The 22356-nt window shown below is 59.7% G+C and carries 22 protein-coding genes; 15 read left to right on the top strand and 7 right to left on the bottom strand.

Translation table 11 applies throughout. The features are described 5' to 3' along the window. Positions 1–314, bottom strand: a 314-nt coding sequence (locus BUE92_RS28595; protein ID WP_218599054.1) for a hypothetical protein, incomplete at its 3' end; no start/stop codon positions are given. 61 nt (positions 315–375) lie between these two features. On the opposite strand from BUE92_RS28595, the gene rhtA reads away from it, so the two are divergent. The 4 genes from rhtA (at position 376) to BUE92_RS02535 (ending at position 3163) form a co-directional block, all read left to right on the top strand. Further along, positions 376–1263 (top strand): threonine/homoserine exporter RhtA, encoded by an 888-nt coding sequence (gene rhtA / locus BUE92_RS02550; RefSeq protein WP_073521798.1) that lies wholly within the window; start codon positions 376–378, stop codon positions 1261–1263. A 163-nt stretch (positions 1264–1426) separates the two neighbouring features. Further along, positions 1427–1708, top strand: coding sequence for a hypothetical protein (locus BUE92_RS02545; RefSeq protein ID WP_073521797.1), 282 nt, complete (start codon positions 1427–1429; stop codon positions 1706–1708). A 98-nt stretch (positions 1709–1806) separates the two neighbouring features. Beyond that, a complete protein-coding gene (locus tag BUE92_RS02540; RefSeq protein WP_014717823.1) occupies positions 1807–2538 on the top strand; it encodes an SDR family oxidoreductase in 732 nt (243 codons plus the stop codon). A 34-nt stretch (positions 2539–2572) separates the two neighbouring features. Then, positions 2573–3163: a 2-hydroxychromene-2-carboxylate isomerase gene (locus BUE92_RS02535; RefSeq protein ID WP_073521796.1), complete on the top strand. Its 591-nt coding sequence runs from the start codon at positions 2573–2575 to the stop codon at positions 3161–3163. A gap of 38 nt (positions 3164–3201) precedes the next feature. Here BUE92_RS02535 and BUE92_RS02530 read toward each other — a convergent pair whose 3' ends face one another. The 5 genes from BUE92_RS02530 to BUE92_RS02510 form a co-directional block, all read right to left on the bottom strand. Beyond that, positions 3202–5010, bottom strand: coding sequence for an aminopeptidase P family protein (locus BUE92_RS02530; RefSeq protein ID WP_073521795.1), 1809 nt, complete (start codon positions 5008–5010; stop codon positions 3202–3204). 49 nt (positions 5011–5059) lie between these two features. Continuing rightward, positions 5060–6220, bottom strand: coding sequence for a cysteine desulfurase family protein (locus BUE92_RS02525; protein WP_073521794.1), 1161 nt, complete (start codon positions 6218–6220; stop codon positions 5060–5062). 238 nt (positions 6221–6458) lie between these two features. Continuing rightward, on the bottom strand, positions 6459–7829 hold the full coding sequence (locus BUE92_RS02520) for a DUF1552 domain-containing protein (RefSeq protein WP_073521793.1): 1371 nt from the start codon (positions 7827–7829) through the stop codon (positions 6459–6461). Between the two features lie 2 nt (positions 7830–7831). Then, complete coding sequence (locus BUE92_RS02515; protein WP_256673927.1) at positions 7832–11947, bottom strand: DUF1592 domain-containing protein; 4116 nt, start codon at positions 11945–11947, stop codon at positions 7832–7834. Between the two features lie 332 nt (positions 11948–12279). After that, positions 12280–12549: a hypothetical protein gene (locus BUE92_RS02510; protein WP_073521792.1), complete on the bottom strand. Its 270-nt coding sequence runs from the start codon at positions 12547–12549 to the stop codon at positions 12280–12282. 263 nt (positions 12550–12812) lie between these two features. Here BUE92_RS02510 and BUE92_RS02505 point away from each other — a divergent pair, with 263 nt between their 5' ends. Then, positions 12813–13916: a sigma-54 interaction domain-containing protein gene (locus tag BUE92_RS02505; RefSeq protein ID WP_073521791.1), complete on the top strand. Its 1104-nt coding sequence runs from the start codon at positions 12813–12815 to the stop codon at positions 13914–13916. Here the strand turns inward: BUE92_RS02505 and BUE92_RS02500 are convergent. Continuing rightward, positions 13905–14270: an antibiotic biosynthesis monooxygenase gene (locus BUE92_RS02500; RefSeq protein ID WP_073521807.1), complete on the bottom strand. Its 366-nt coding sequence runs from the start codon at positions 14268–14270 to the stop codon at positions 13905–13907. The genes BUE92_RS02505 and BUE92_RS02500 overlap by 12 nt on opposite strands. Before the next feature lie 100 nt (positions 14271–14370). Between BUE92_RS02500 and soxR the strand changes: the two genes are divergently transcribed. The 10 genes from soxR to BUE92_RS02450 all read left to right on the top strand — a co-directional run bounded on the left by soxR (position 14371) and on the right by BUE92_RS02450 (position 21791). Continuing rightward, on the top strand, positions 14371–14820 hold the full coding sequence (soxR, locus tag BUE92_RS02495; RefSeq protein ID WP_073521806.1) for a redox-sensitive transcriptional activator SoxR: 450 nt from the start codon (positions 14371–14373) through the stop codon (positions 14818–14820). 84 nt (positions 14821–14904) lie between these two features. After that, positions 14905–15363, top strand: a complete 459-nt coding sequence (locus BUE92_RS02490) for a VOC family protein (protein ID WP_073521790.1) — start codon at positions 14905–14907, stop codon at positions 15361–15363. Between the two features lie 283 nt (positions 15364–15646). After that, positions 15647–16849 (top strand): PepSY-associated TM helix domain-containing protein, encoded by a 1203-nt coding sequence (locus BUE92_RS02485; RefSeq protein ID WP_073521789.1) that lies wholly within the window; start codon positions 15647–15649, stop codon positions 16847–16849. Continuing rightward, entirely contained in the window at positions 16846–17382 is a 537-nt protein-coding gene (locus BUE92_RS02480; RefSeq protein WP_073521788.1) for a thiamine pyrophosphate-binding protein, read from the top strand. The genes BUE92_RS02485 and BUE92_RS02480 overlap by 4 nt, the downstream gene beginning before the upstream one ends. Continuing rightward, entirely contained in the window at positions 17379–17702 is a 324-nt protein-coding gene (locus BUE92_RS02475) for a hypothetical protein (protein ID WP_073521787.1), read from the top strand. The genes BUE92_RS02480 and BUE92_RS02475 overlap by 4 nt, the downstream gene beginning before the upstream one ends. After that, positions 17699–18259, top strand: coding sequence for a DUF6162 family protein (locus BUE92_RS02470; RefSeq protein WP_014717807.1), 561 nt, complete (start codon positions 17699–17701; stop codon positions 18257–18259). Before BUE92_RS02475 ends, BUE92_RS02470 begins: the two co-directional genes overlap by 4 nt. 19 nt (positions 18260–18278) lie before the next feature. After that, on the top strand, positions 18279–19199 hold the full coding sequence (locus BUE92_RS02465; RefSeq protein ID WP_073521786.1) for a metal ABC transporter substrate-binding protein: 921 nt from the start codon (positions 18279–18281) through the stop codon (positions 19197–19199). Beyond that, positions 19196–19942: a metal ABC transporter ATP-binding protein gene (locus BUE92_RS02460; protein WP_073521785.1), complete on the top strand. Its 747-nt coding sequence runs from the start codon at positions 19196–19198 to the stop codon at positions 19940–19942. Before BUE92_RS02465 ends, BUE92_RS02460 begins: the two co-directional genes overlap by 4 nt. Further along, positions 19939–20838, top strand: coding sequence for a metal ABC transporter permease (locus tag BUE92_RS02455; RefSeq protein WP_073521784.1), 900 nt, complete (start codon positions 19939–19941; stop codon positions 20836–20838). Before BUE92_RS02460 ends, BUE92_RS02455 begins: the two co-directional genes overlap by 4 nt. Next, the gene (locus BUE92_RS02450; RefSeq protein ID WP_073521783.1) at positions 20838–21791 is read left to right on the top strand and encodes a metal ABC transporter solute-binding protein, Zn/Mn family; all 954 of its coding nucleotides are present in this window, start codon (positions 20838–20840) and stop codon (positions 21789–21791) included. The genes BUE92_RS02455 and BUE92_RS02450 overlap by 1 nt, the downstream gene beginning before the upstream one ends. Positions 21792–22356: the final 565 nt, after the last annotated feature.

Here is a 22356-nt window from a genome sequence, read left to right as displayed (position 1 = left end):
CAACCACTTGCGCTTGCGATCTCTCGTAAGCGGGAGGCGAATTCTACAGCGTTACACGCTGCTGTCAACACCTCTTTTTCAACTTCCTTTTGGCTTCGATGAACTGAAGCAACTTGCTGCCGAAAACCTCTTAACTCATTGTTTACCAAGGAGTTTTCCGTTTCGACTGCGCCGGAAGTGGGGCGAATTATAGGCTTCCAGAATCTGCCGTCAACCCAATTATTCGGTTTTTCTATCAAAAACCTCAAAACCCCGATATTTCCACTATATAGATAGCGACAAGTCAGTGTTTGAGCAATATATTGCTCATTCACTGACAGTTAAGCATCATAGCGCCACGTATTTATCGATCATGACTTCGGAAGAACCACCGCAATGACCACCCCACCTCGCAGCCTGGCATCCGCATTGTTTCCGATCGGCCTGCTATTGATCGCCATGGCGTCCATCCAATCCGGTGCGTCATTGGCCAAAAGCATGTTTCCTATTGTTGGCGCACAAGGCACCACTGCTCTGCGTTTGATTTTCGCCAGTGTGATCATGCTGGTGCTATTACGCCCATGGCGCGCCACGCTGACAGCCAAGTCCTTGCGCACGGTGATCATTTACGGGATGGCGCTGGGCGGCATGAACTTCCTCTTCTATATGTCCCTTCGCACCGTACCGCTGGGGATTGCCGTAGCACTCGAATTCACAGGCCCGCTTGCCGTCGCTATCTATGCCTCGCGCCGAGCTGTCGACTTCCTGTGGATTGCCCTGGCGATTATCGGCCTGCTGCTGTTGATTCCGATGGGCGAGGCCAGTAGCGGTATCGACTGGGTCGGCGCGGCTTACGCACTGGGCGCAGGCGGGTGCTGGGCACTCTATATTTTGTTCGGCCAAAAAGCCGGGAACGACAATGGTGTTCAGACCGCCGCACTCGGCGTAATGATTGCCGCCCTGTTCGTCGCACCAATCGGCATCGTGCATGCCGGCGCCGCACTGCTGACGCCCGCCCTGATCCCTATCGCCATCGGCGTCGCGATTCTGTCCACGGCCTTGCCCTACACCCTGGAGATGGTTGCACTGACTCGCCTCCCCGCCCGTACGTTCGGCACGCTGATGAGCATCGAACCGGCGTTCGGTGCCCTCTCAGGCCTGCTCTTCCTGCGCGAGCATCTTTCTCTCGCTCAATGGCTGGCCATCACCTGCATTATCCTGGCGTCGGTGGGCGCCACGTTGACGATGCGCAACGAATCCAAACCACTGGTGCCTGCCGACTGATCATCTTTAAAGCCAGCTCTGGTATTTGCCGCTCATTTAGGCCATGTTTAGTCCGTAACCGAATGTCATTCATGGAGAATTTCGACACGGACAGCATGAACGCTTCGCTCCAGAGCGAGTAAAGCGGCTCTGTTCTTCTGCAGGGCGGCTATTAAGGATGGGAATGAAACGAATTTTGATACTGTTGCTGGTTGTGGGCATCGCTGGCTGTGCTGCAACCACAAAAACAGAAGTGAAACGGGGTAAAAAAGGGCTGCATATCAACTGTTCGGGCCTGTCCTCCTCCTGGGACCAGTGCTACACCAGTGCAGCCAACTCATGTGGTGCCAAGGGCTACCGGGTGATAGCCAAATCCGGCGATAACTCCGAGGAGCCTGGGGACTATCCCTTCGGCCTCAACCCTGCCGGCTATACCAGCCGCAGTATGATCGTCCTCTGCAAATAGCTGCCCGAGCAGTCTTTCCTGACTGCTCATCTTAAATTCCGGCCAGTTGCGGCACGAAGGCTAAACTCCTGCTCGACCATCGAGCCAATGGAGTTCCCATGCCGCACAACAAGAAGATCGTATTAGTAGTGGGTGCCGGTGACGCGACCGGCGGCGCCATAGCCAAACGCTTTGCCCGCGAAGGCTACATCGCCTGCGTCACCCGTCGCAGCGCCGACAAGCTGCAGCCCCTGGTGGACAGCATTCAATTGGCAGGCGGTGAAGCCCATGGTTTTGCCTGTGATGCCCGCAAAGAAGAAGACGTGATCGCATTGGTCGAGCAAATCGAAACCGAGCTGGGACCTATTGAAGCGTTCGTCTTCAACATCGGCGCCAATGTGCCTTGTAGCATTCTGGAAGAAACCGCACGCAAGTATTTCAAGATCTGGGAGATGGCGTGCTTCTCCGGCTTCTTGAACGCACGGGAAGTCGCCAAGCGCATGGTCACGCGTAACCGCGGCACTATCCTGTTCACTGGCGCCACCGCCGGCTTGCGCGGAAGCGCGGGGTTTGCCGCCTTCGCGGGCGCCAAACATGGAATACGCGCCCTGGCACAAAGCATGGCGCGGGAGTTAGGCCCGATGAACATCCATGTCGCCCACGTGGTGGTCGACGGTGCCATCGATACCGACTTCATTCGCGAAAACTTTCCACAAAAATACGCCCTCAAGGATCAGGACGCCCTCCTCAACCCTGACCATATTGCCGACAACTATTGGTTCCTGCATCGCCAGCCACGGGACGCCTGGACGTTCGAACTGGACCTGCGCCCCTGGAACGAAACCTGGTAACGCCCCCTATAACAATAAGCAGCGAGCACAGACCATGAGTAAAACCCTGGAGTTCTTCTTTGATCTCGGCAGCCCCGCCACTTACCTGGCCTATACCCAGCTGCCGGCGCTGTGTGCCCAAACCGGCGCACAGGTGGTGTATCAACCGATGCTGTTGGGCGGTGTATTCAAGGCCACGGGCAATGCCTCGCCGATCATGGTGCCCGCCAAGGGTCGCTATATGCTCGATGACCTGACGCGTTACGCCAAACGCTACAACGTGCCGCTCAGGTTCAACCCGCACTTTCCCATCAATACCTTGGTGCTGATGCGAGCCGTCACTGGCATTCAAGTCCACCAGCCTGAGCGCTTCCTCGACTTCATCGACTGCCTGTTCCGCGCACTCTGGGTAGAGGGCCGTCACCTGGGCGACCCAGAGGTCGTGACCAATGTGCTCACCGAACAGGGGTTCGATCCCGATCAGGTACTGGCCCTGTCCAATGATGCAGCCGTCAAGGACGCTCTCAAGGACAAAACCGAACAAGCCATTAAGCGCGGCGTGTTCGGCGCTCCCAGTTTCTTTGTAGGAAACCAGCTGTTCTTCGGCCAGGACCGTCTGGACTTTGTGCGTGAAGCCCTCAGCTAGATGTTGATTGCAGCCGGTAATGCCTTGGCTGCAACCGATCAAATCGCCGCAGTGCGCACCTGCAACCATTCAAGCGCTGCACCATTGAGCAGCGGGCTCAAACGCTCGCGCACCTGGGCGTGATACGCGTTGAACCATTCACGCTCATCTGCCGTCAGCAGCGACGGCTCCAGGCAGCGGGTATCAATCGGGCACAGGGTCAGGGTTTCGAACTTGAGGAATTCGCCAAACTCGGTTTTGCCCGCTTCACGGTTCAACACCAGGTTCTCAATGCGCACGCCCCAACGGCCAGGGCGATAAGTACCCGGCTCAATTGAAGTGATCATCCCTGGCTGCATCGCCGTTTGTGGCGCTGCAGCAGCCTGATAAGCAATGACCTGCGGGCCTTCATGCACGTTGAGGAAATAACCTACGCCGTGGCCTGTGCCGTGACCGTAGTCCACGCCTTCTGCCCAGATCGGCGCACGGGCAATGGCATCCAGCAACGGTGAAAGAATACCCTTGGGGAACTGCGCACGGGACAGGGCAATCACGCCCTTGAGCACCCGCGTGCAATCGCGCTTCTGCTCTTCACTCGGCTTACCGATGGGCACCATCCGCGTGATGTCCGTGGTTCCGCCCAGGTATTGGCCGCCCGAGTCGATCAACAGCAAGCCATCACCTTCGATCAGCGCATGCTCTTCTTCGGTGGCATGGTAATGCGGCATCGCGCCGTTGGCGTTGAAGGCGGCAATGGTATTGAAACTCAGCGATACATAGCCGGGGCGGCGGGTACGCGCAGCGGTCAGGTGCTCGTCGATCGTCAGTTCGGTAATGCGCTCGCGGCCCAGGGCGCTGTCGAGCCAGGCAAAGAATTCGCACAGCGCCGCACCATCCTGCTCCATGGCTTGGCGGATATGTTCCGCGTCCGCCAGGCTCTTGCGAGATTTGGCCAGTGTGGTGGGGTTGAGGCTTTCAACCAGCTTGACGCCCGCGTCGAGGTTTTCCAGCAAGCCGGCGGTGACGCGGGCAGGGTCTACTTGCAAGCTTGCGCCCGCCGGTACCGCTCGCAGCGCTTGCGCCACCTCGCTGTAGTCACGCAGGGTCACGCCATCCTGCTCCAACACCGCCCGCAGTTGCGCATCGACCTTGCCCAACGCCACAAACAAAGTGGCCTGCTGCTGATTGATCAAGGCAAAAGACACGAACACCGGATTGAACGACACATCAGCGCCGCGCAGGTTGAATAGCCAGGCGATGTCATCCAGCGTCGCGATGAAATGCCAATCGGCGCCCTTGTCTTTCAAACTGGCACGCAAGGCGGCCAGTTTCTCGCCACGACTGACGGTGGCTTGGGGCGGCAGATGCTGATAGATCGGCTGGTTCGGCAACGCCGGGCGGTCTTGCCAGATTTCATCGAGCACATCGATATCGGTACGAAGACGCGCGCCACGCTCGGCCAACTTGCCACCCAGGGTACGTGCCGAGGCCACGGCCATGACCGCACCGTCCACCGCCACCACGCCACCTTCAGTGGTTTGCTCGGCCAGCCACTCCAACGGTCCAGGCTGACCCGGTTGCAGCTTCACCAACTCGATACCGCTGCCCTTGAGCTCCTTGGTCGCCTGTTCCCAATAACGGCTATCCGCCCAGACCCCGGCAAACTCCGCCGTGACGATCAGGGTACCCACCGAACCATGAAACCCGGACAACCACTGGCGCCCTTGCCAGTAACCTGGCAAATACTCGGACAAGTGCGGGTCCGCCGACGGCACCAGCAGGGCGTGAATGCCTTCGCGGCGCATCAGTTCACGGGTATGCGCCAAGCGCTGGGGAACCGTTCCATGGGTCAAAGGCTGCGTACTCATTGTGTCTCCTGCTAACCACTAATAATTGTTATGTATTGCAAATGAAGTATCAGACAGCCCAGAACGCTGGTGCGCTGGCCTGTACCGTCTTGATCAATTGCACAGCGTCGTCGATATCCCGCTCGGTGGTGAACCGGCCCAGGCTCAAGCGAATAGTGCGACCAGCGCTGCGGGCATCATGCCCCAGGGCCACCAGGACGTGGGACGGTGCATTGCTAGCCGAATTGCACGCTGAAGTCGCCGAAAAGGCAATGCCCGCACTCAAGGCGGCAGCATTGAATTGGCCTTCGCTGAACGTCAAGCTGAGGGTGTGGGGAATACGCTGGGTTGGGCTGCCATTGAGGCGTACGCCGGGAATCGACGCCAACTGGTCCAGCAAACGCTGACGCAAGGCCACGATCTGCGCCTTCTCTTCAGCAAAGGACGCTGCCGCCAGGGCGAACGCCGTGCCCATGCCCGCAATCTGATGCGTGGCCAGGGTGCCCGAACGCAAGCCACCTTCGTGCCCGCCGCCATGAATCTGCGCCAGCACTTTCTGCTGCGCACGAGGCCCGACGTACAACGCGCCGATGCCTTTGGGGCCGTAGAGCTTGTGAGCGGAAAACGACATCAAATCCACCGGCCACTGCGCCAGGTCGATGGCCACCTTACCCGCCCCCTGAGCCGCGTCGACATGGAACAGGGCGCCGTGCTCACGCACCCGCGCGCCAATGGCGGGAATGTCGTTAAGGGTACCCAGTTCGTTATTGACCAGCATCAGCGACACCAGGAAGGTGTCCTCACGCAATGCCTCGGCGACAGCCTGAACACTGATCAAGCCATCGGCATCTGGCACCAGATAGGTCACAGCTACGCCGACTTCCTGCAACTGCCGTGCGGTGTCGAGTGTGGCCTTGTGTTCGATCTGGCTGGTGATGATATGCCCACCCGCCAGCCCTCGCGCCTGGGCCACCCCTTTGATCGCAAGGTTGTTGGACTCGGTGGCACCGGAAGTCCAGACAATCTGCTCAGGCTGGGCGCCGACCAATTCGGCTACCTGCCGTCGAGCCTGCTCAACCGTTTGCCGGGCCGCCTGGCCGAATGCATGGGAACTGGACGCCGGGTTGCCAAAATTGGCATTGAAACCCAGGCACTCGACCATCACCTGGATAACTCGCTCATCCACCGGCGTGGTGGCGGCATAGTCGAAATACAACGGACGTTTATTCATGGCGTTAAAAACTCGCAGAGCGTGTTCCCGAGAGCGACGTCCCGGGGGCATCGAACAGAACAGAGGTCGTCAGGTTTAACTGATCGAGTGCCGTTGAAGAAGAACCACGTGATGTAAATGTGCGTAGGAACGCTCCTGATTTTCAGCTTAACAGGCTCAAAGGCGATTGGGTGCAAATGCAAAAAGCCGAAAAATCCGCCATACGGACTTTCCGGCTTTTAGTGCAGCGCCAGGCGACTCAGACGTTAGTAAACAACCCGCTCACCGGATCGATGTTTCCCTTGTAGGGCACGCTGGTTCCGGCCGCCTGGGCAATGGTGGCCCAGATTCGCTGCATATCGACCGCTTTGCGACCAATGACCGGGTTAACTTCCTGATCACGATCACCTTGGGCGGTGATGTTGAAATAGCGCCCTGCGCCATCGCCGCTCTTCAACAAGCCACTGGCGCCACCCATCAGTACCAACGGCATATCCTTGGTATGTTCGGGGGCACCATCGGCCATCTCGCTGGTGAATACCACAAGCGTGTGTTCAAGCAGGCTGTCACCCGGCACATCGGGATCGGCATGCTTCGCCAATTCGTCCATGAATAACTTGGCTCGCTGGGTATACCACTGCCGGGATCGTTTCCATACGTCCAACCCGGCATAACGATGGGCGCAGTCATGGGGGTTGGTCACATTACTGACGTCCAGGATATTGAGCGATTCCGCCGAGCGCCCGACCTGAATCGTCGCCACACGCGTGATGCCACACCCCAGCGCCGTGGCAACCACCTGATGGTGGTGATGCTGTACCTGGTTACGAAACTCCGCAGATTTGAACGGCAACGTGTCCATCTGCAAAGGCGAACATTCGCCAATGGGTGGCAGAGTTTCTTCCATGTCTTTCATGGCCTGTTCAACCGAATCAAGCTGCATATCGAGCTTCTGCTTTTGCGCCCCCGCAAGCCTGCCTCGCAGCTCGTTGATATCCGCCAGCACCGGATCAAATACATGCATGTTTCGCACCTGTTGCTCACGCACCTCACGACTGACCGTGCCAAAGATTTTCTCGTACATCAACACCGGGTCCTGCTCAGGCCTGCGCATTGCGCCGCCATTCTCCGGCCCTTCCCAGGATACGTGCCAGGCGGTGCCGTCAATGCCCGAATGCGGTCCGGCAAAAAGACTCCGTTGGGACGGATCGGTCCCCGGCATATGCCGGCCAAGCAACACATCAATCGACGCCATCTTCTTCTCACGGTCGCGCAACGCCCACGTCCAGCCGTTATGGCCTTCATTGCCTGGGCCCAGAATCGTGCCACGCAGGTACAAGGACTGGTTTTTATAGGCCGCAAGCTCCTGGCTGACCTCGTTGAGCTGAAAGTCGGAGGTGTCCAGTGCTTCGGCAGCGGGATGCCAGAGGCCTCGACCATCACTGGAATAGGCGGTTGCAGAGTCGACCGCCAGGCCATCCGGCACCACAAAGAACACCACCTTCAACTTGGCCTGCTGGCTTTGCCCGGCCAAGGCCATGCGCGCCAGGCCAAATTGGGTGAGCGGGCCAAACACACCGACCGCAGTCAGGCCTGCAAGGAAGCGACGACGACTTTTCAAGATATCCATGATCAATCCCTCTGCGTCTTGAATTGGAACGCGTTGGAGGTGCCCAGCGTGCGCAGCATTGCTGGTAATGAGCCATTGCCCTTCAGCCCGTCGATCAATGCCTTGACCGTTGCGGAAGTGGACTCGTCGGATTTGTTGCCCGAAGCGAAACGGAAATAGCTATCAGCCATGCAGAACAGAGACGCCGAGTTGTGCGCGATCAACTTGGAGATACCTCGCACATCGTCGATAGGCACTGTGCCATCAACCCCGATGAACGGACCGGACGACTTGATCGGCAACTGCACAGGGAACTGCGCGTAGTTGTAGGCAGGCTCCTGCTGGCGATAGCGCCCGGCAGCGTCGTAATGCTCCATCGAGGCACCGGTGTCGTTCATGTACTGATGGCACTGCCAGCAACGCCCCTGCGAAGCCTGCTCACCATTGATCAAGTCCCAGCGCTCGCGGGTACTGATCGCACGCGCAGGGTAGGTTGGCTCCGTCGGTTCGGCTTCGACCGGCGCACCAAATTCGCGGCAAAAAAGCTGCTCGCGAATCGCGATACCACGCTTGACCAGTGAGGTGACCTGATAGTCAGAGGTAGAGGCCTGAAAAAGCCCCAAGTGCAACAAGCCACCCCGTTTCTCATCCACGGCGACTTTATGCAGCGTGTCACCCGTTACGCCGCCGATACCGTAGTGCTCGGCCAGCGCCTTATTGAGGAACGTCACGCCGGGATTGAACAGCTCGTCCAGCGTCCCTTTGCCGTCAAGCATCACATGACGGGTCAGCAGGGCCTGCTCCTGGGTCATCAACTGGATCATCTGTGCACTCAGGCCGGGCTTCTCCTGCACCCCGCGTTGAGTCTTGATGTAGTAACTGATGAACCGATTGAACTGCTCAAGCCCACGCTCAGTGCGCATCATCCGGTCTATTTCTGCGCTGATTTGCTGCACAGTCTGCAACTCGTTGCGCTCTGCCTTGGCCAGCAGTTGCGCGTCCGGAGTGGTGCCTTGATAGGTGTAGGACAATGCGGTCGCGGTCTCATAAGGGGTCAGTTTGTAGACCTGGGTCTGCCCCGCGACAGCCTGGCCCAACTCCGAGCGATACAGGAAGTTGGGCGACAACAACAGCGCAGTGATCAGCGCCCGCTCGCCGTGTTCATCCAGCACCGCCTGATAACGCGACAACTCTGACGGACTCAAATGACGGCGGAACACTTGATAACCCAGGGCACTCACCTCAAGGGTACCGGCAGTGGATTTGAAGCGTTTTACACGTTGAGGTGCCACCTGCCCGGCAATCGACACCGCCATGTCATACAGCAGCTTGATGTCTTCAGCCTGCAACAGCCCTTTGCTGGATTCGCCCGGAAACTTGAAGTCCTTCTCGGATTTATCCGCCGGCAGCTTCTGGGTATTGACCTCCACGCCCAGTATGTCCTTGACACTGGCCGCGTATTCATCGCGCGTCAGCAAGCGCAACTGGCGCTGACCGTGAGCCTCGCTCGGGCTCAGGTAAGGCGCCCACACCACCTCAAACAAATGCTTGCTGATCTCGGTCGCACAGGTGGTGTCGCAGTGCCCGGCCACCGGCATGCTCTGGATTTGCCGCACCAACGCATCCTGGCCGGCACTGCTCCATGCCACCGCCATGCGCAGGTTATTGAAGAACTCCACCGCATGGCATTTGGTGCAGGACTCGGCAAGCACTGTTTCGCCCAACTTCGGTTCATGACGGTAACTGATAGGTGCCAGTTGCTCGTCCTGGCTTTCCTCGTTGATACGCAGCGCTACCTGTTCCGGCTGTGGCAGTTCCTGTGGGTAAAAGGGATAGATGACCTCGTAATCCCCATAGTCCAGAAGCTCGGTGACACTTTCGCCCCAAGGCACCCGCACCACTTTGGGCTCGGTGCTCGTAGAGCCCTTGAGCTTGAGGGTGAAATGCCAGGTGGAATCCGTTACCGACGCAGGCTTGGGAGGCGCCAACACCGTGATCTTGATATCCAGCTTGATCGGTCGCAGACGGTACTGCATGTTCAGCACGTGCTTGTTGTCGCCGGCAGACAAGGTAAGCGAAGTATTGCGCGTCTGCGGAATCCAGTTTTTCACATCATTGAGCCGAACCTGGTAAGTACCGTAAGGCAAACCCTTGAGGACCAATGCGGCATTACTGTCAGCAGGGTTGAAGGATGCATGGAACTGACGGGTATTACCGCCCGGAGAGATCAGCGTCCCACTGATCATCTCACTCTCCAGCTCAGGTGCCGGTGCGAGTGCCGGCTGCAGGGTCAACGTTGTATCCGGCAAGCCCGCAGGGTCATAACTGACGCGATAGATCACCCCGGCGACGTCATCGGAGATCAGCAGGCTGTTGTCCGCTAGCGCCAGGAAGTCAGCCGGCCGGCCAATGCAGGAGTCATCCAGGCAATACACATCGAAACGCAGTGGGTCCTGGATAAACCCGTTGATCAACGGGATCTGATTGACCACCCGCGTTCCGTCCTGGATCGAGACGAGTCGCACATCCATACCCGGCCGCTCGGCCGTACCCGCCCCATGCACGGCAACCAGCATGTTCTGCGAACGTGTGCGAGCCGGGTAACCACTCCAGAACTTCAGCCCCAGGGGTGCGGTGTTGGTCCCCAATTCAAAGGCGGCCGGCACGTAGTTTTTCGGGTCGACCTGCTGCTGGGATTTATCGGAAACAATCGCGCCCTGGACCAAGGGCGGCTGGATCACACCCGGGTTACCAAACTCCTCATCGGTGAAACCCGGCGTGCCTTTGCCAAACAGATAGGGCACGCCGAAGTGCAGGTTTGGGCCGCTGATGCGGTTGATTTCGTCGGGGTTGGGGTAGCCCTGGCGGTTGTTGTCGGTGAACCAGATTTCACCGGTCTGCGGGTTCCAGTCGAACCCCACAGAGTTGCGCACCCCTTTTGCAAGAATCTGCGCTTTACCGGTCACGGTGTCGTAACGCAGTAACGTGCCGTAACGCGGGTCAGGCGGGATCATGCACAAGTTGCAGGGAATGCCGACAGCGGTGTACAGGCCAGTATCGGCGGGATCCAGCGGGTTGAAATGCAAAGGGTGCTTCATATGCCAGAAGCGTGTGCTGGAACCAGACGCCACGGAAGGCAGAGGAAATGGCGCATCATCGGCGGGGAATTTGAACACCAGTTCAGGCGAAGGATCCTTGTAATGCGCATCGGCATCGCGCAAACGATAGAGACCGCCAGTGGTCGAGTAGTACAAATCACCGTCGCGATACACCACACCGTGCGGCTCCTCCAACCCGCTGGCAATCACGTAGATGCCGGTGGGTTTGCCGGCATTGTCCAGTGGCAAAGCATAGATCATATCGGCGATTTTCCCGTCATAGACGTAGGATGGAATCGCACTGGAGCCCACATAGAGGACGTTCTTGCCCATCGCCATCTGCCGAGGCTGTATCAGCCCCTGGGCAAACAGTTCAATCTTGACCCCCGGCAGGCCGCTGAGCTTCTCCACCTGCACCGGGGGCCGATACTTCAAGGTGACCGTCTGTTCCTCGCCCTCGTCCCGCTGGAAGGAAACGATACGCGGCGTATTCAAGGGCACAAATCCACCAGCGGGGTTCATCACCAGTTGGTAGTCGCAGGCCTTTAGATTATCAATGTGAATAGTTTCACCCGACTTGGCACTGATCGGGATTTCCTCGGCTTTGCAGCGCAATACGCCAGTGACTACCTGATCGGCTCGCAATACACCCGGCGTTGGCTGGCTTATGGGCCCCCGGCCGCTTAACGTGCTGAAGTTCAGGGTCAACCGGTTACCCTGGTAGCCACCGCACTCACCGAGGTCTTTCCAGGCGTCAGGCCAAATAACGGCGCCGTTGGAGGCGGGCAAGCCAGGGTTGTAGTCGCTCTGCCGGCACCATTGCCAACTGCCCGGCCCTAACGGCGGGTTGTCAGTATCCTTCCAACACTCAAACTGCTGGTTGTTGTTCTGCACCTGATCGCCTTGTTCGTAGCCGGTCCCCGCTTTATAGGCTGGTGCCGTACAGGCCGCCGCAGATACCTCCACACTCAGCAACGCGAAGAACAAGCCAGGCAAAACCCAACCACAGCGCGAAACAAGCAAACCCCACCCGATCGACATCCTCATGATCACCAGCCTCAATGGCAGGCCAGGCGTATTTCCATCGAAGAAAGACTGCGCAGTTTCACGATCTCGTCAGAAAGCACCCGGCACGAAGTCACGCGCCGCGAACAGCTGACGCAACCCGAAGTACATTCAATTTGGAATGTCTTGCAATGCTATTCCACTGCGAAACTACGACATGGCGTGAAGCCAAAAGAGACAGGAAAAATCAGACACTCGACTCAACCATCCGCCTGCGTCATGCAGCCGTGATGCGTTGCTAAAGCTAAGTTCTAGCCGACAGATATCAGCCCGTCAAACCGGAAGACGTACCTGTCGTCACCTGGTTCTCAACTCGCACGGCCGCTGCGCTGTGCAGCGCGCTGTGCGTTCATTTCAGCCTGCTGATCAAAGCCGAAGGTTTTCTGTGGCTGGCCAGTCAGGGCGGCACGCTGCTGTTGATATTCGTCAAACGACAACCCGCGACGACTCAACGCTTCCAACGCCAACTGTTTGGTTTCTTCTGCCGTGTAAGGGCGCATCTCAGGCGAGGGGTGAGTCGCGCACCCGGCGAGAACAGAGATGACAAACAGTGACGAGATAGCGAGTAGACGGTTCATGGCGGCTGGCCTGCTGGGGAGGTTTGAAGTCAATGAACACAGGCTACTCCCGCCCCCCCGGCATGAAAAATCAACGTCCGTGATAGTCGCTATCAACCGTTACAGCAGGTTCGATAGCGCGACTACTATATTCATTTATGATCTATAAATATTTGAATACATTCATATACGGAATAACTCCAACTCTCTATAAATGGCGTCACCTAGCCCGACTGTTCGCCACGCAACGGTCGCCCTGGCGACAGCCCTTCAACGAGGTGCCCATGCAGTTGCTGACCCTACCGCCCTCCCCCGCACTCGCGACCTCGATCCGCGCCACCGCTCAGGTGTTCGAAGACCCTAAATCCCAGGCGTTGCTCAACCACATCCAGCAAGTGGCGCCCAGCGACGCAAGCGTGTTGATCATCGGCGAAACCGGTACCGGCAAAGAGCTGGTGGCACGCCATATTCACAACCTCAGTGCGCGGCGCAACCGGCCGTTCATCGCGGTGAACTGTGGGGCCTTCTCTGAATCCCTGGTGGAAGCCGAGCTGTTCGGCCATGACAAAGGGGCCTTTACCGGCGCCCTGAGCGCCAAGGCCGGTTGGTTCGAAGAGGCTGACGGCGGTACCTTGTTCCTCGATGAGATCGGCGATCTGCCAATGGCGATCCAGGTCAAACTGTTGCGGGTACTGCAGGAACGTGAAGTCGTACGCCTGGGCTCGCGCAAAAGCATTGCGATTGATGTGCGCGTGCTCGCCGCGACCAACGTACAACTGGAAAAGGCCATCAACGCCGGGCATTTCCGCGAAGACCTCTACTACCGTCTCGGTGTGGTCAGCCTGGAACTCAACCCACTGCGCGAGCGCCCTGGCGATCTCCTGCCGCTGACCTGGCACTTTATCGAAACCTACAGTCAGCGCCTGGGCCACGGCCCGATCACTATCAGCCGTGAGGCCGAGCACAAGCTCAAGAGCTACAGCTGGCCAGGCAACATCCGCGAACTGGAAAACGTCATCCATCACACCCTACTGATCTGCCGCAAGGGTGTGATAGGGCGCGACGATTTGCGCCTGTCGAACATGCGTATCGAGCGCCAGGACGACAACCCGCACAACATTGATGACAGCGCCGAAGCGTTGCTGGCGCGGGCGTTTCAAACGCTGTTCGAGGAACAGGCCGGCGCCCTGCATGAAAAGGTCGAAGACGCACTCTTACGTGCGGCCTACCGCTTCAGCCATTACAACCAGGTGCACACCGCCAACCTGCTGGGCCTGAGCCGCAACGTCACGCGCTCGCGCTTGATCAAGCTCGGCGAGCTGGCGGTGAACAAACGCCGGCCTGGCGAAAACGTGCAGGGCGGGCGGATGCTGCATTTATCCATTTAGGCGACAGTGCAGCGCGTTGTCATGGCTGCGCTCGAAACTTTGCAGCACTTGGAACGAACCGAAGGTCACCGCCGTGGCCTGGTGGGCGCGAATCAGCGTCCAGAAATCTTCGCCGCGCTGCTCGAAGCACTTGAACGCCGCCTCGCCATCTGCACGCGATTGCCATTGCAAGTAATTGAGCACCCGCCGGCCGTCATCGCTGACCTGCACGCTAGCACTCAGAAAACCATCGTGGCCCTCGGCCAGGCGCTCGCTTTGAGTGGACAAGGCCGCCACCAGGGCATCTTGCTGCTGGGGGTCGATCTGAAACTCGATCAATTGGGTGAAGCTGCGACACTTCTCCGATACCTGCATGAACACTCCCCTCTCTCTGTAGGCAGAATCTTGCGATTCGATGCCACGCAGGGTAAAACCTCTAGTTAAGTTGAGGTCAAGCATTGTTTGGGGGATGTTCATGCTCAATAAGGAACTCAGCGTCGGGCAGCTCGCTGCTCGCAGCGGCGTAGCGGTGACTGCACTGCACTTCTACGAGGCCAAAGGGCTGATCAAGAGCAATCGCAATGCGGGCAACCAGCGGCGTTATCCGCGGGATGTATTACGGCGTGTAGTGGTGATCAAGATCGCCCAGCGCTTGGGCATTCCGCTGGCTACCATTGGCGAGGCATTACGCACCTTGCCCGATGAGCGCGCACCCAATGTTCACGACTGGGAGCGCCTATCGGCGTTGTGGCGTGAAGACCTGGATGAGCGCATCAACAAACTGGTGCTGCTGCGCGACAAGCTCAATGGCTGCATCGGTTGCGGGTGCTTATCGATGGAGGCGTGCCCGTTGCGCAATCAGGACGATAAGCTCGCTGAGTATGGGCCAGGCGCCCAGCTGCTGGAGCCCACCACACCGTCTTGATAAAAGCACCTCGTCGGTTGCCCGCAGGCCACGCATTACGTGGCCTATAGTGAAATGTTCATACCTCGACTCAGGGAGAATGTCATGAACGTTAAAGCTATTCCCGACGGTTATCACAGCCTCACACCTTATATGGGCATCGACAAAGCGGGCGAGGCCATCGAGTTCTACGAAAAAGCCTTTGGCGCCACGCAAGTCATGCGCCTGGACATGCCCGACGGCAGGGTGGGTCATGCCGAACTGCGGATTGGCGATTCGGCGCTGATGCTGGGTACGCCCTGCGATCAAATGGCCCTGCGCAATCCGGAGGAGCACACCAGCATTGGTCTGCATCTGTATGTGGACGATGTGGACGCACAATTCCAACGAGCGGTTGATGCCGGCGCCACCGTGGTGTCCGAGCCGAAGGATCAGTTTTATGGCGACCGCTCTGCGAGCGTGAAAGATCCGTTCGGTCATCTCTGGTTCCTGGCCACACACAAGGAAGACCTCACCGAGGCGCAGATCCGCCAGCGCGCCATGGAGATGTTCAAGCAAGGCTGATAGTTGCAGCGCAATACACCTCCCATGTGGGAGCTGGCTTGCCTGCGATGCAGACGACTCGGTGCATCCGTTGAATCGAGTCGATGTCATCGCAGGCAAGCCAGCTCCCACAGGGTTACGCCATAACCCTGAATGCAGCGCTGAAACATTTTCTTTCATATCCACCTTAGGGATTTCTCATTCTCATCCGTCTTAACTTAGATACAGCCTGTCGCGTCAGCAAAAGCTACGACTGGCCTTTTCCGGGCCTCTATCGCCCCCTCCGATCAAGACCCTCATTCATATGTCGAAGAAGTCACGCTCCAAACTCTGGTTTCTCGTCCATAGCTGGCTGGCGTTGCCCATCTGGTTCTTTGTACTGATCGTCTGCGTCACCGGCACCCTGGCCGTGGTGAGCCAAGAAATCGTGTGGCTGGCCAACCCGGATATCCGCGCCAGCAAGCCGTCGGATGAAGCCCAGCCGTTGAGCTTTGACCAGGTGATCGCGGCCATCAAGCGCGATGAACCCAAGGCTATCGTCCAGTCCATCATCCGCCCGGATGAGTCGCACTTCGCGCTAAGCGTCGGCCTCAGCTACCCGGATGGGCGCTCAGTGGAGGTCTACGCCAACCCCTATACCGGCGCGATCCAGGGCATCAGCCCCTCGTTCAATTTCCAGCAATTCACCCGCGCCCTGCATGGTTGGTGGCTGGTGCCGTTCACCAATGGGTACAGTTGGGGCTGGTACCTGGTGTCCGCGTTGGGCTTGCCGCTGCTCGCCTCGCTGATCACAGGGCTTGTGGTGTACAAGCGCTTCTGGAAAGGCTTCCTGCGCCCTACCCTACGCATCCGCCACGGCGCGCGGATCTTCTGGGGCGACTTTCACCGCCTGAGCGGCATCTGGTCGATCTGGTTTATCGCGGTCATTTCAATCACCGGCACCTGGTTCCTGATCGAGGCTGTCCTGGGCGACAACCAGATATCCATTTCCAGTGAACCCATCGTGCCAGTGATTGCGCGGGAAAAGGTGCCGCTGTCGGCACCGGGCGTACCGGCACCGATGATCCCCATCGACAAGGCGATCGACATCGCCGCCGAGCGAATCCCCGGCCTGGACGCCAGCTTTGTGTTCATGCCAAGCAACGCCTACAGCCACCTGCAGATCGGCGGGCGTGGCTGGTACCCGTTGATGTTCCAGACCGCACAACTGAACCCCTATGACGGTGAAATCGCAGTCTCGAACCTGTTGTCCGACCGTACCCCGCTGGAATTCGTCACCGAGTCGATGCGCCCGCTGCACACCGGGGACTTTGGCGGTTTGTGGATCAAGCTGATCTGGGCATTCTTCGGCCTGGTGCTGAGCATGATGGTATTGAGCGGCTTGCTTATCTGGACCAAGCGCACCGCCCTGGCCACCCTCAACGCCCTCAAGCGCGAGGCCAAGACGCAACGTCAGCACGCGCCCATCCCGGCCATGCACGCCGACACCTCGGAGGCTCAGCGATGAGCAAGGTCGCAACCGTACCCCCGTCCCCGCTGCGCGCCTTTTGGCTGAAATGGCGTTTCCACATCAACGTCCTGCTGTTGCTGGTGCCGCTGGGGTTCATGCCCAAATACTTTGCCGACGCCGCGTTGTTTCGCGGAGATACCGGCATCGGCGAGCGCGTGGCCGGGCAGGTGCAAGTCGGCCCCTGGAGCCTGACGCTGGCCGAGTTTCGCAATGAAGGCCCGAGCCCGAACCCGGCTGGCCCGATGAAGTTCTTCAACGCTGCCCTGTGCGATACCTGTGCCGAGCAGGTCAAGGCCACTTACCTGCGTATCGGCAAACCCCGCAGCCTGCGCGCCGCCGGAGTGATCTTCTTCGGCACGCCGTACCGCATGGGCGCCGCCCTGCCGATCCCAGAACGCACCCCGGCGGACGCCGAAATATGGGTGACCATGGAAGGGTGGGACGGCAGCATGCACCAGGGTTCCATCCCGCTGAGCCAGGCCTCGCCTGCCACCATTGCCTGGCTGAACAAGCAAGGAGTCAAACCATGACGTTCAAGCGCCTCACCCGCGCCGCGCTATTGCTGTGCGCCGGCCTGAGCACCACCGCCTTCGCCCACAACCCGATGTGCGAATGCAAGGAAATCCCCGGCGAGCAGATCCAGTGCAAAGGTGGGTTCTCCGACGGCAGTGGCGCCCCCGGCGTAACCCTGGATGTGATCGGCTACGACGAAACCATCTTGGTGCCGGGCAAGCTCGGCGAGGATTCGACCCTGACCTTCAAGAAGCCCGACGCCGAGTTCTACGTGCTATTCGATGCCGGCCCCGGCCACGTAGTGGAAATCGACCAAGCGGATATCCCGTCGCAATGAGTACCACACAGGTTGTACGCCCCGCCGGCGCGGGCCACGAAACCCTTTATGTGTTGCTGTTGTGCCTGATCATCCTCGCGGTGGCGGGCACGGTCGTGGCGCTGCATGGGGAAACCCAGGAAGTCGCGGCGGTGCCAAGCCATCAGCTGGACGCCCGCCGCGACCTGAGCGCGGCCGAGCAAGGCATCTACGCCGACCTGCGGGTGACCCTGGATGAAATCCACCTGTTGCAGCAGGAACACAGCGCCCTGCCGACGCCTGAGCAACTGGCCGAAGAAGGCTTTGCGCCGTTTGCCCAGGACGCCAGTTCGGTCAGCCGTGGCGGCCACCGCTGGCAGTTGCTGGCACCGGCTGCCTACCTGGGCTTGAGCCAGGCACCGGCCACCAGCGGTTCGCTGCTGATGCGCGTGCAAGGCAGTGAGCCGGATATCTGGCTCAACCGCAGCGCCAACCTTGCCGCCCCATCCGACCTCACTGACCAGGCGCTGATCGCGGCCGGCTGGCAGCAGGTGGTCGCGCAATTCGATGCCGGCGTCACCCGCCAGCACCGTCACTGAACGAGAAGACCGATTGCCCATGTCTATGTCATCGCCCCTGTTGCGCCTGTTGCTGGTTGGCCTGTTCAGCCTGATGCTCGCCCCCCTAGCCAATGCCGAGGCGGCCAAGCGCCTGCGTATCGGCATTACCTTGCACCCCTATTACAGTTACGTAGCCAATATCGTTGGCGACAAGGCCGAGGTGGTGCCGCTGATTCCCGCCGGTTTCAACCCTCACGCCTACGAGCCGCGCGCCGAAGACATCAAGCGCATCGGCACCCTGGATGTGATCGTGCTCAACGGCGTCGGCCATGACGACTTCGCCGACCGCATGATCGCCACCAGCGAGCGCCCGGATATCAAGGTGATCGAAGCCAACGCCAACGTGCCGCTGCTCGCCGCTACCGGCAACGCAGCACGCGGTGCGGGCAAGGTGGTCAACCCGCACACCTTCCTGTCAATCAGCGCGTCGATTGCCCAGGTCAATAACATTGCCCGTGAGTTGGGCAAGCTCGACCCGGACAACGCCAAGACCTACACCCAGAACGCCCGCGCCTACGGCAAGCGCCTGCGCCAGATGCGCGCCGACGCCCTGGCCAAGCTGACCAGCGCCCCCAACCCGGACCTGCGCGTCGCCACCGTGCACGCGGCCTATGACTATCTGTTGCGCGAGTTTGGCCTGGAAGTGACCGCGGTAGTGGAGCCGGCCCACGGTATCGAGCCAAGCCCCAGTCAGTTGAAAAAGACCATCGATGAACTGCGTGCTCTGGATGTGAAAGTGATCTTCTCGGAGATGGATTTCCCGTCCACCTACGTCGATACCATCCAGCGTGAATCCGGGGTCAAGCTGTACCCGCTGTCACATATTTCCTACGGCGAATACAGCGCAGAGAAGTACGAAGTGGAGATGACCGGCAACCTCAACACCGTGGTAAGGGCGATTCAGGAGTCGGGAGCATGACCGCGGCGCAGCAACTGAACGCCGTCAACGTCGGCCCCACCCTGAACTTCGACCAGGTCTCGCTGACCCTGGGGCGCACCGTGATCCTCGATGGCGTGAGTTTCCAGGTACAACCGGGCAGCATCCATGCGCTGGTCGGCCCCAATGGTGGCGGCAAAAGCTCGCTGATCAAGACCCTGTTGGGGCAGACGCCGCACCAGGGGCGTTTGAGCCTGGAATGGCCAACCACACCCGGCACCATCGGTTACGTGCCCCAGGCGCTGGAATTTGACCGGGGCTTGCCGATGACCGTGGACGATTTCATGGCTGCCATGTGCCAGCGTCGCCCGGCGTTTCTGGGCCTTTCCAGGCATTACGCGGGGGCAATTGGCGATGCCCTTGAGCGCGTTGGCATGCAAGACAAGCGCAAGCGCCGCATGGGCGCGTTGTCCGGCGGTGAGCGTCAGCGCGTACTGCTGGCCCAGGGCCTGATTCCGGCGCCGCAATTGCTGGTGCTGGATGAGCCGATGTCGGCCCTCGACGAGGCGGGTATCCAGGTGTTCGAGCGGTTGTTGAACGATTGGCGCCTGGCTGGGATAACCGTGCTGTGGATCGAGCACGACCTGGAGGCCGTGGGCCGCCTGGCCGACCGCGTCACCGGCCTGAACCGCCGCGTGCTGTTCGACGCCACACCGAAAGAGGCGCTGACCCCGGACCGCCTGCTCACTCTGTTCTCCACCCACCCTCGGAGCCCGGCGCCATGAGTTATGAAGCCTTTCGCTTGATGGTCCAGGGCTGGGCCTCTGCCGGTTACCTGCCCGAAGCCCTGGCCTACGGGTTTGTGGTCAACGCCCTGCTCGCCGGCTTGTTGATCGGCCCGGTACTCGGCGGCTTGGGTACGCTGGTGGTGGTCAAGCGCTTTGCGTTTTTCTCCGAAGCAGTCGGCCATGCCGCGCTCACCGGCGTGGCCGTGGGCATCCTGCTGGGCGAACCCTATACCGGGCCTTATGGCAGCCTGTTTGGCTACTGCCTGCTGTTCGGCATCCTGCTCAATTACCTGCGTAACCGCACCGGCCTGGCGCCCGATACCTTGATCGGCGTGTTCCTGTCCGTGTCCCTGGCACTGGGGGCAAGCCTGCTGCTGATCCTGGCCGGCAAGATCAACGTGCACATTCTTGAGAACGTGCTGTTTGGCTCGGTGCTGACGGTCAACGGCAACGACCTGCTGGTACTGGCCATTGTCGGCTCGCTGGTGATGGCCCTGGCATTGCCACTGTACAACCGCATCATGCTGGCCAGTTTCAACCCGCAATTGGCGGCAGTGCGCCGGGTGGCGGTGAAAAGCCTGGATTACCTGTTCGTGATCCTGGTGACCCTGATCACCGTGGCCGCGGTCAAGGTCATCGGCGCAATCCTGGTCGGCGCCTTGCTAGTGATTCCTGCCGCTGCGGCGCGCCTGTTGAGCCAATCACTCAAAGGGTTTTTCTGGATCTCGGTGCTGATCGCTACCGTCAGCACCCTGTGCGGCATCCTGCTGCCGATCATCTTCGACCTGCCCATCCCATCCGGCGCCGCCATCATTCTGGTTGCCGGTATCGCCTTCGCCTTCGCCGCCATCGCCCGTGGCGTTGTGCCCAGCCTCAAAGGGAATCTTGGATAATGCGCCCTGTCTTTCGCCCACTGGCCCTGACCATCGCTTGCTTGATGAGTACGTCGGCGCTGGCCGTCGACGGTTTCGACGCCAAGGACTTCAAAGTCAACCAGGGCCTCGGTCACGCGGCCCTGACCAAGACCAGGCAGCCGGTCAAGGTGCTGGCCTCGCTGCCGATTACCTACGGCTTGGCCGAGGCGCTGCTCAAAGGCACCAACGTAGCGCTTGAACGCGCCGCGCCGGCCAATCTGCCGGGCTCACGGCAGGTGTCCTACTTCACCGGCCGCGGTGCTGCGGCACTGAATAAGCTGGCGCTGGACGCCGACGCGGCCATCGGCCTGCGCTCGCTGTGGGCCGATGACCCGCTGTACCCCGTGGCGCGGCGCAGCAATATCCGCATCGTCGAAGTCGATGCCGCACGCCCGGTGGACGGCGGCTTGCCGGGTATCGCAGTACAACCGGGTGTCACCGATGGCTTGAACAGCCAACCCTGGCAATCGAGCAACAATATGGGGCGCATGGCCGACGTGATGGCCGCCGACCTGAGCCGCCTGGCGCCGGCTGCCAAACCCAGGATCGACGCTAACCTGGCCGCGCTCAAACAGCGTTTACTCAAGCTCACCGCCGACAGCGAGGCGCGCTTGGCCAAGGCCGACAACCTGAGTGTGCTCAGCTTGAGCGATCACTTCGCGTACCTGGTCAGCAGCCTGAACCTGGAAGTGCTCGGCACCGATGCACGGCCCGATGCCGAGTGGACGCCTGAGGCGCTGCAAAAACTCAGCAGCGCGTTGAAGGACAACGATGTGGCGGTGGTGCTGCATCACCGTCAACCCAGCGATGCAGTCAAAACCGCCGTCACTGCCGGCGGCTCCAGACTGTTGGTATTGAATGTGGACGGTGCCGACCCGGTGACTGAGCTGGAAACCAATGTGGACCAAGTGATCAAGGCACTCACCCCCTAGGCAAACCACCGATCCGTCAGGGATAAACTCGGTTCAATGTGGGAGCTGGCTTGCCTGCGATAGCCATAAGTATCTACACAGCTTTAATGTGACGCAGGACCTGTGGCGAGGGAGCTTGCTCCCGCGACGGCCTGACAGCCGACGCTGATATAACTGATGCCCCGCGATCCAATGTGGGAGCTGGCTTGTCGGGTCGCCGCATCGCTGCGAAGGCGGCCTTAAAGCCGACCAGTATCTCGGGTCAGACCGCGTACATATCCGTTCCTGCGGTAATGGCTGCTATTGGTTCCGCTTTTACAGCGGGTCACTTTTGAAGAGCCCAAAAGTAACCAAAAGGCTCTTGCCCCACCACTCGGCACCTCGCTCAGGCTCGGTGTGCCCGTAATCCGCCAGTGATTTGGGGGGCCGCCGCCACGCGCCATCCATGGCGCGGGGCGGCTAAACCGGCATCCCTGCCGGTTTACCCCCCAAATCACTGTCGAATTCCGGCCAGCGTGGTTTAACGGGGCGCCTGAGATCAAAAGCAGATCAAGATCAAGAGCGGCTCGCTTCGCATCGTGGTTAC

Source organism: Pseudomonas fluorescens (assembly GCF_001902145.1).
GTDB lineage: Bacteria > Pseudomonadota > Gammaproteobacteria > Pseudomonadales > Pseudomonadaceae > Aquipseudomonas > Aquipseudomonas fluorescens_BV.
The sequence above is the reverse complement of the archived record's forward strand: the minus strand, read 5'-3'. Positions and strand labels throughout refer to the sequence as shown.

Excerpts from the sequence above, each read along its gene's own strand:
- BUE92_RS02485 (WP_073521789.1), top strand. The coding sequence starts at position 15,647 with ATGTCGAAGAAGTCACGCTCCAAACTCTGGTTTCTCGTCCATAGCTGG.
- BUE92_RS02470 (WP_014717807.1), top strand. The coding sequence starts at position 17,699 with ATGAGTACCACACAGGTTGTACGCCCCGCCGGCGCGGGCCACGAAACC.
- BUE92_RS02505 (WP_073521791.1), top strand. The coding sequence starts at position 12,813 with ATGCAGTTGCTGACCCTACCGCCCTCCCCCGCACTCGCGACCTCGATC.
- rhtA (WP_073521798.1), top strand. The coding sequence starts at position 376 with ATGACCACCCCACCTCGCAGCCTGGCATCCGCATTGTTTCCGATCGGC.
- BUE92_RS02520 (WP_073521793.1), bottom strand. The coding sequence starts at position 7,829 with ATGGATATCTTGAAAAGTCGTCGTCGCTTCCTTGCAGGCCTGACTGCG.
- BUE92_RS02480 (WP_073521788.1), top strand. The coding sequence starts at position 16,846 with ATGAGCAAGGTCGCAACCGTACCCCCGTCCCCGCTGCGCGCCTTTTGG.
- BUE92_RS02545 (WP_073521797.1), top strand. The coding sequence starts at position 1,427 with ATGAAACGAATTTTGATACTGTTGCTGGTTGTGGGCATCGCTGGCTGT.
- BUE92_RS02530 (WP_073521795.1), bottom strand. The coding sequence starts at position 5,010 with ATGAGTACGCAGCCTTTGACCCATGGAACGGTTCCCCAGCGCTTGGCG.
- BUE92_RS02535 (WP_073521796.1), top strand. The coding sequence starts at position 2,573 with ATGAGTAAAACCCTGGAGTTCTTCTTTGATCTCGGCAGCCCCGCCACT.
- BUE92_RS02525 (WP_073521794.1), bottom strand. The coding sequence starts at position 6,220 with ATGAATAAACGTCCGTTGTATTTCGACTATGCCGCCACCACGCCGGTG.
- BUE92_RS02450 (WP_073521783.1), top strand. The coding sequence starts at position 20,838 with ATGCGCCCTGTCTTTCGCCCACTGGCCCTGACCATCGCTTGCTTGATG.
- BUE92_RS02510 (WP_073521792.1), bottom strand. The coding sequence starts at position 12,549 with ATGAACCGTCTACTCGCTATCTCGTCACTGTTTGTCATCTCTGTTCTC.
- BUE92_RS02500 (WP_073521807.1), bottom strand. The coding sequence starts at position 14,270 with ATGCAGGTATCGGAGAAGTGTCGCAGCTTCACCCAATTGATCGAGTTT.
- BUE92_RS02465 (WP_073521786.1), top strand. The coding sequence starts at position 18,279 with ATGTCTATGTCATCGCCCCTGTTGCGCCTGTTGCTGGTTGGCCTGTTC.
- BUE92_RS02490 (WP_073521790.1), top strand. The coding sequence starts at position 14,905 with ATGAACGTTAAAGCTATTCCCGACGGTTATCACAGCCTCACACCTTAT.
- soxR (WP_073521806.1), top strand. The coding sequence starts at position 14,371 with ATGCTCAATAAGGAACTCAGCGTCGGGCAGCTCGCTGCTCGCAGCGGC.
- BUE92_RS02455 (WP_073521784.1), top strand. The coding sequence starts at position 19,939 with ATGAGTTATGAAGCCTTTCGCTTGATGGTCCAGGGCTGGGCCTCTGCC.
- BUE92_RS02475 (WP_073521787.1), top strand. The coding sequence starts at position 17,379 with ATGACGTTCAAGCGCCTCACCCGCGCCGCGCTATTGCTGTGCGCCGGC.
- BUE92_RS02460 (WP_073521785.1), top strand. The coding sequence starts at position 19,196 with ATGACCGCGGCGCAGCAACTGAACGCCGTCAACGTCGGCCCCACCCTG.
- BUE92_RS02515 (WP_256673927.1), bottom strand. The coding sequence starts at position 11,947 with ATGTCGATCGGGTGGGGTTTGCTTGTTTCGCGCTGTGGTTGGGTTTTG.
- BUE92_RS02540 (WP_014717823.1), top strand. The coding sequence starts at position 1,807 with ATGCCGCACAACAAGAAGATCGTATTAGTAGTGGGTGCCGGTGACGCG.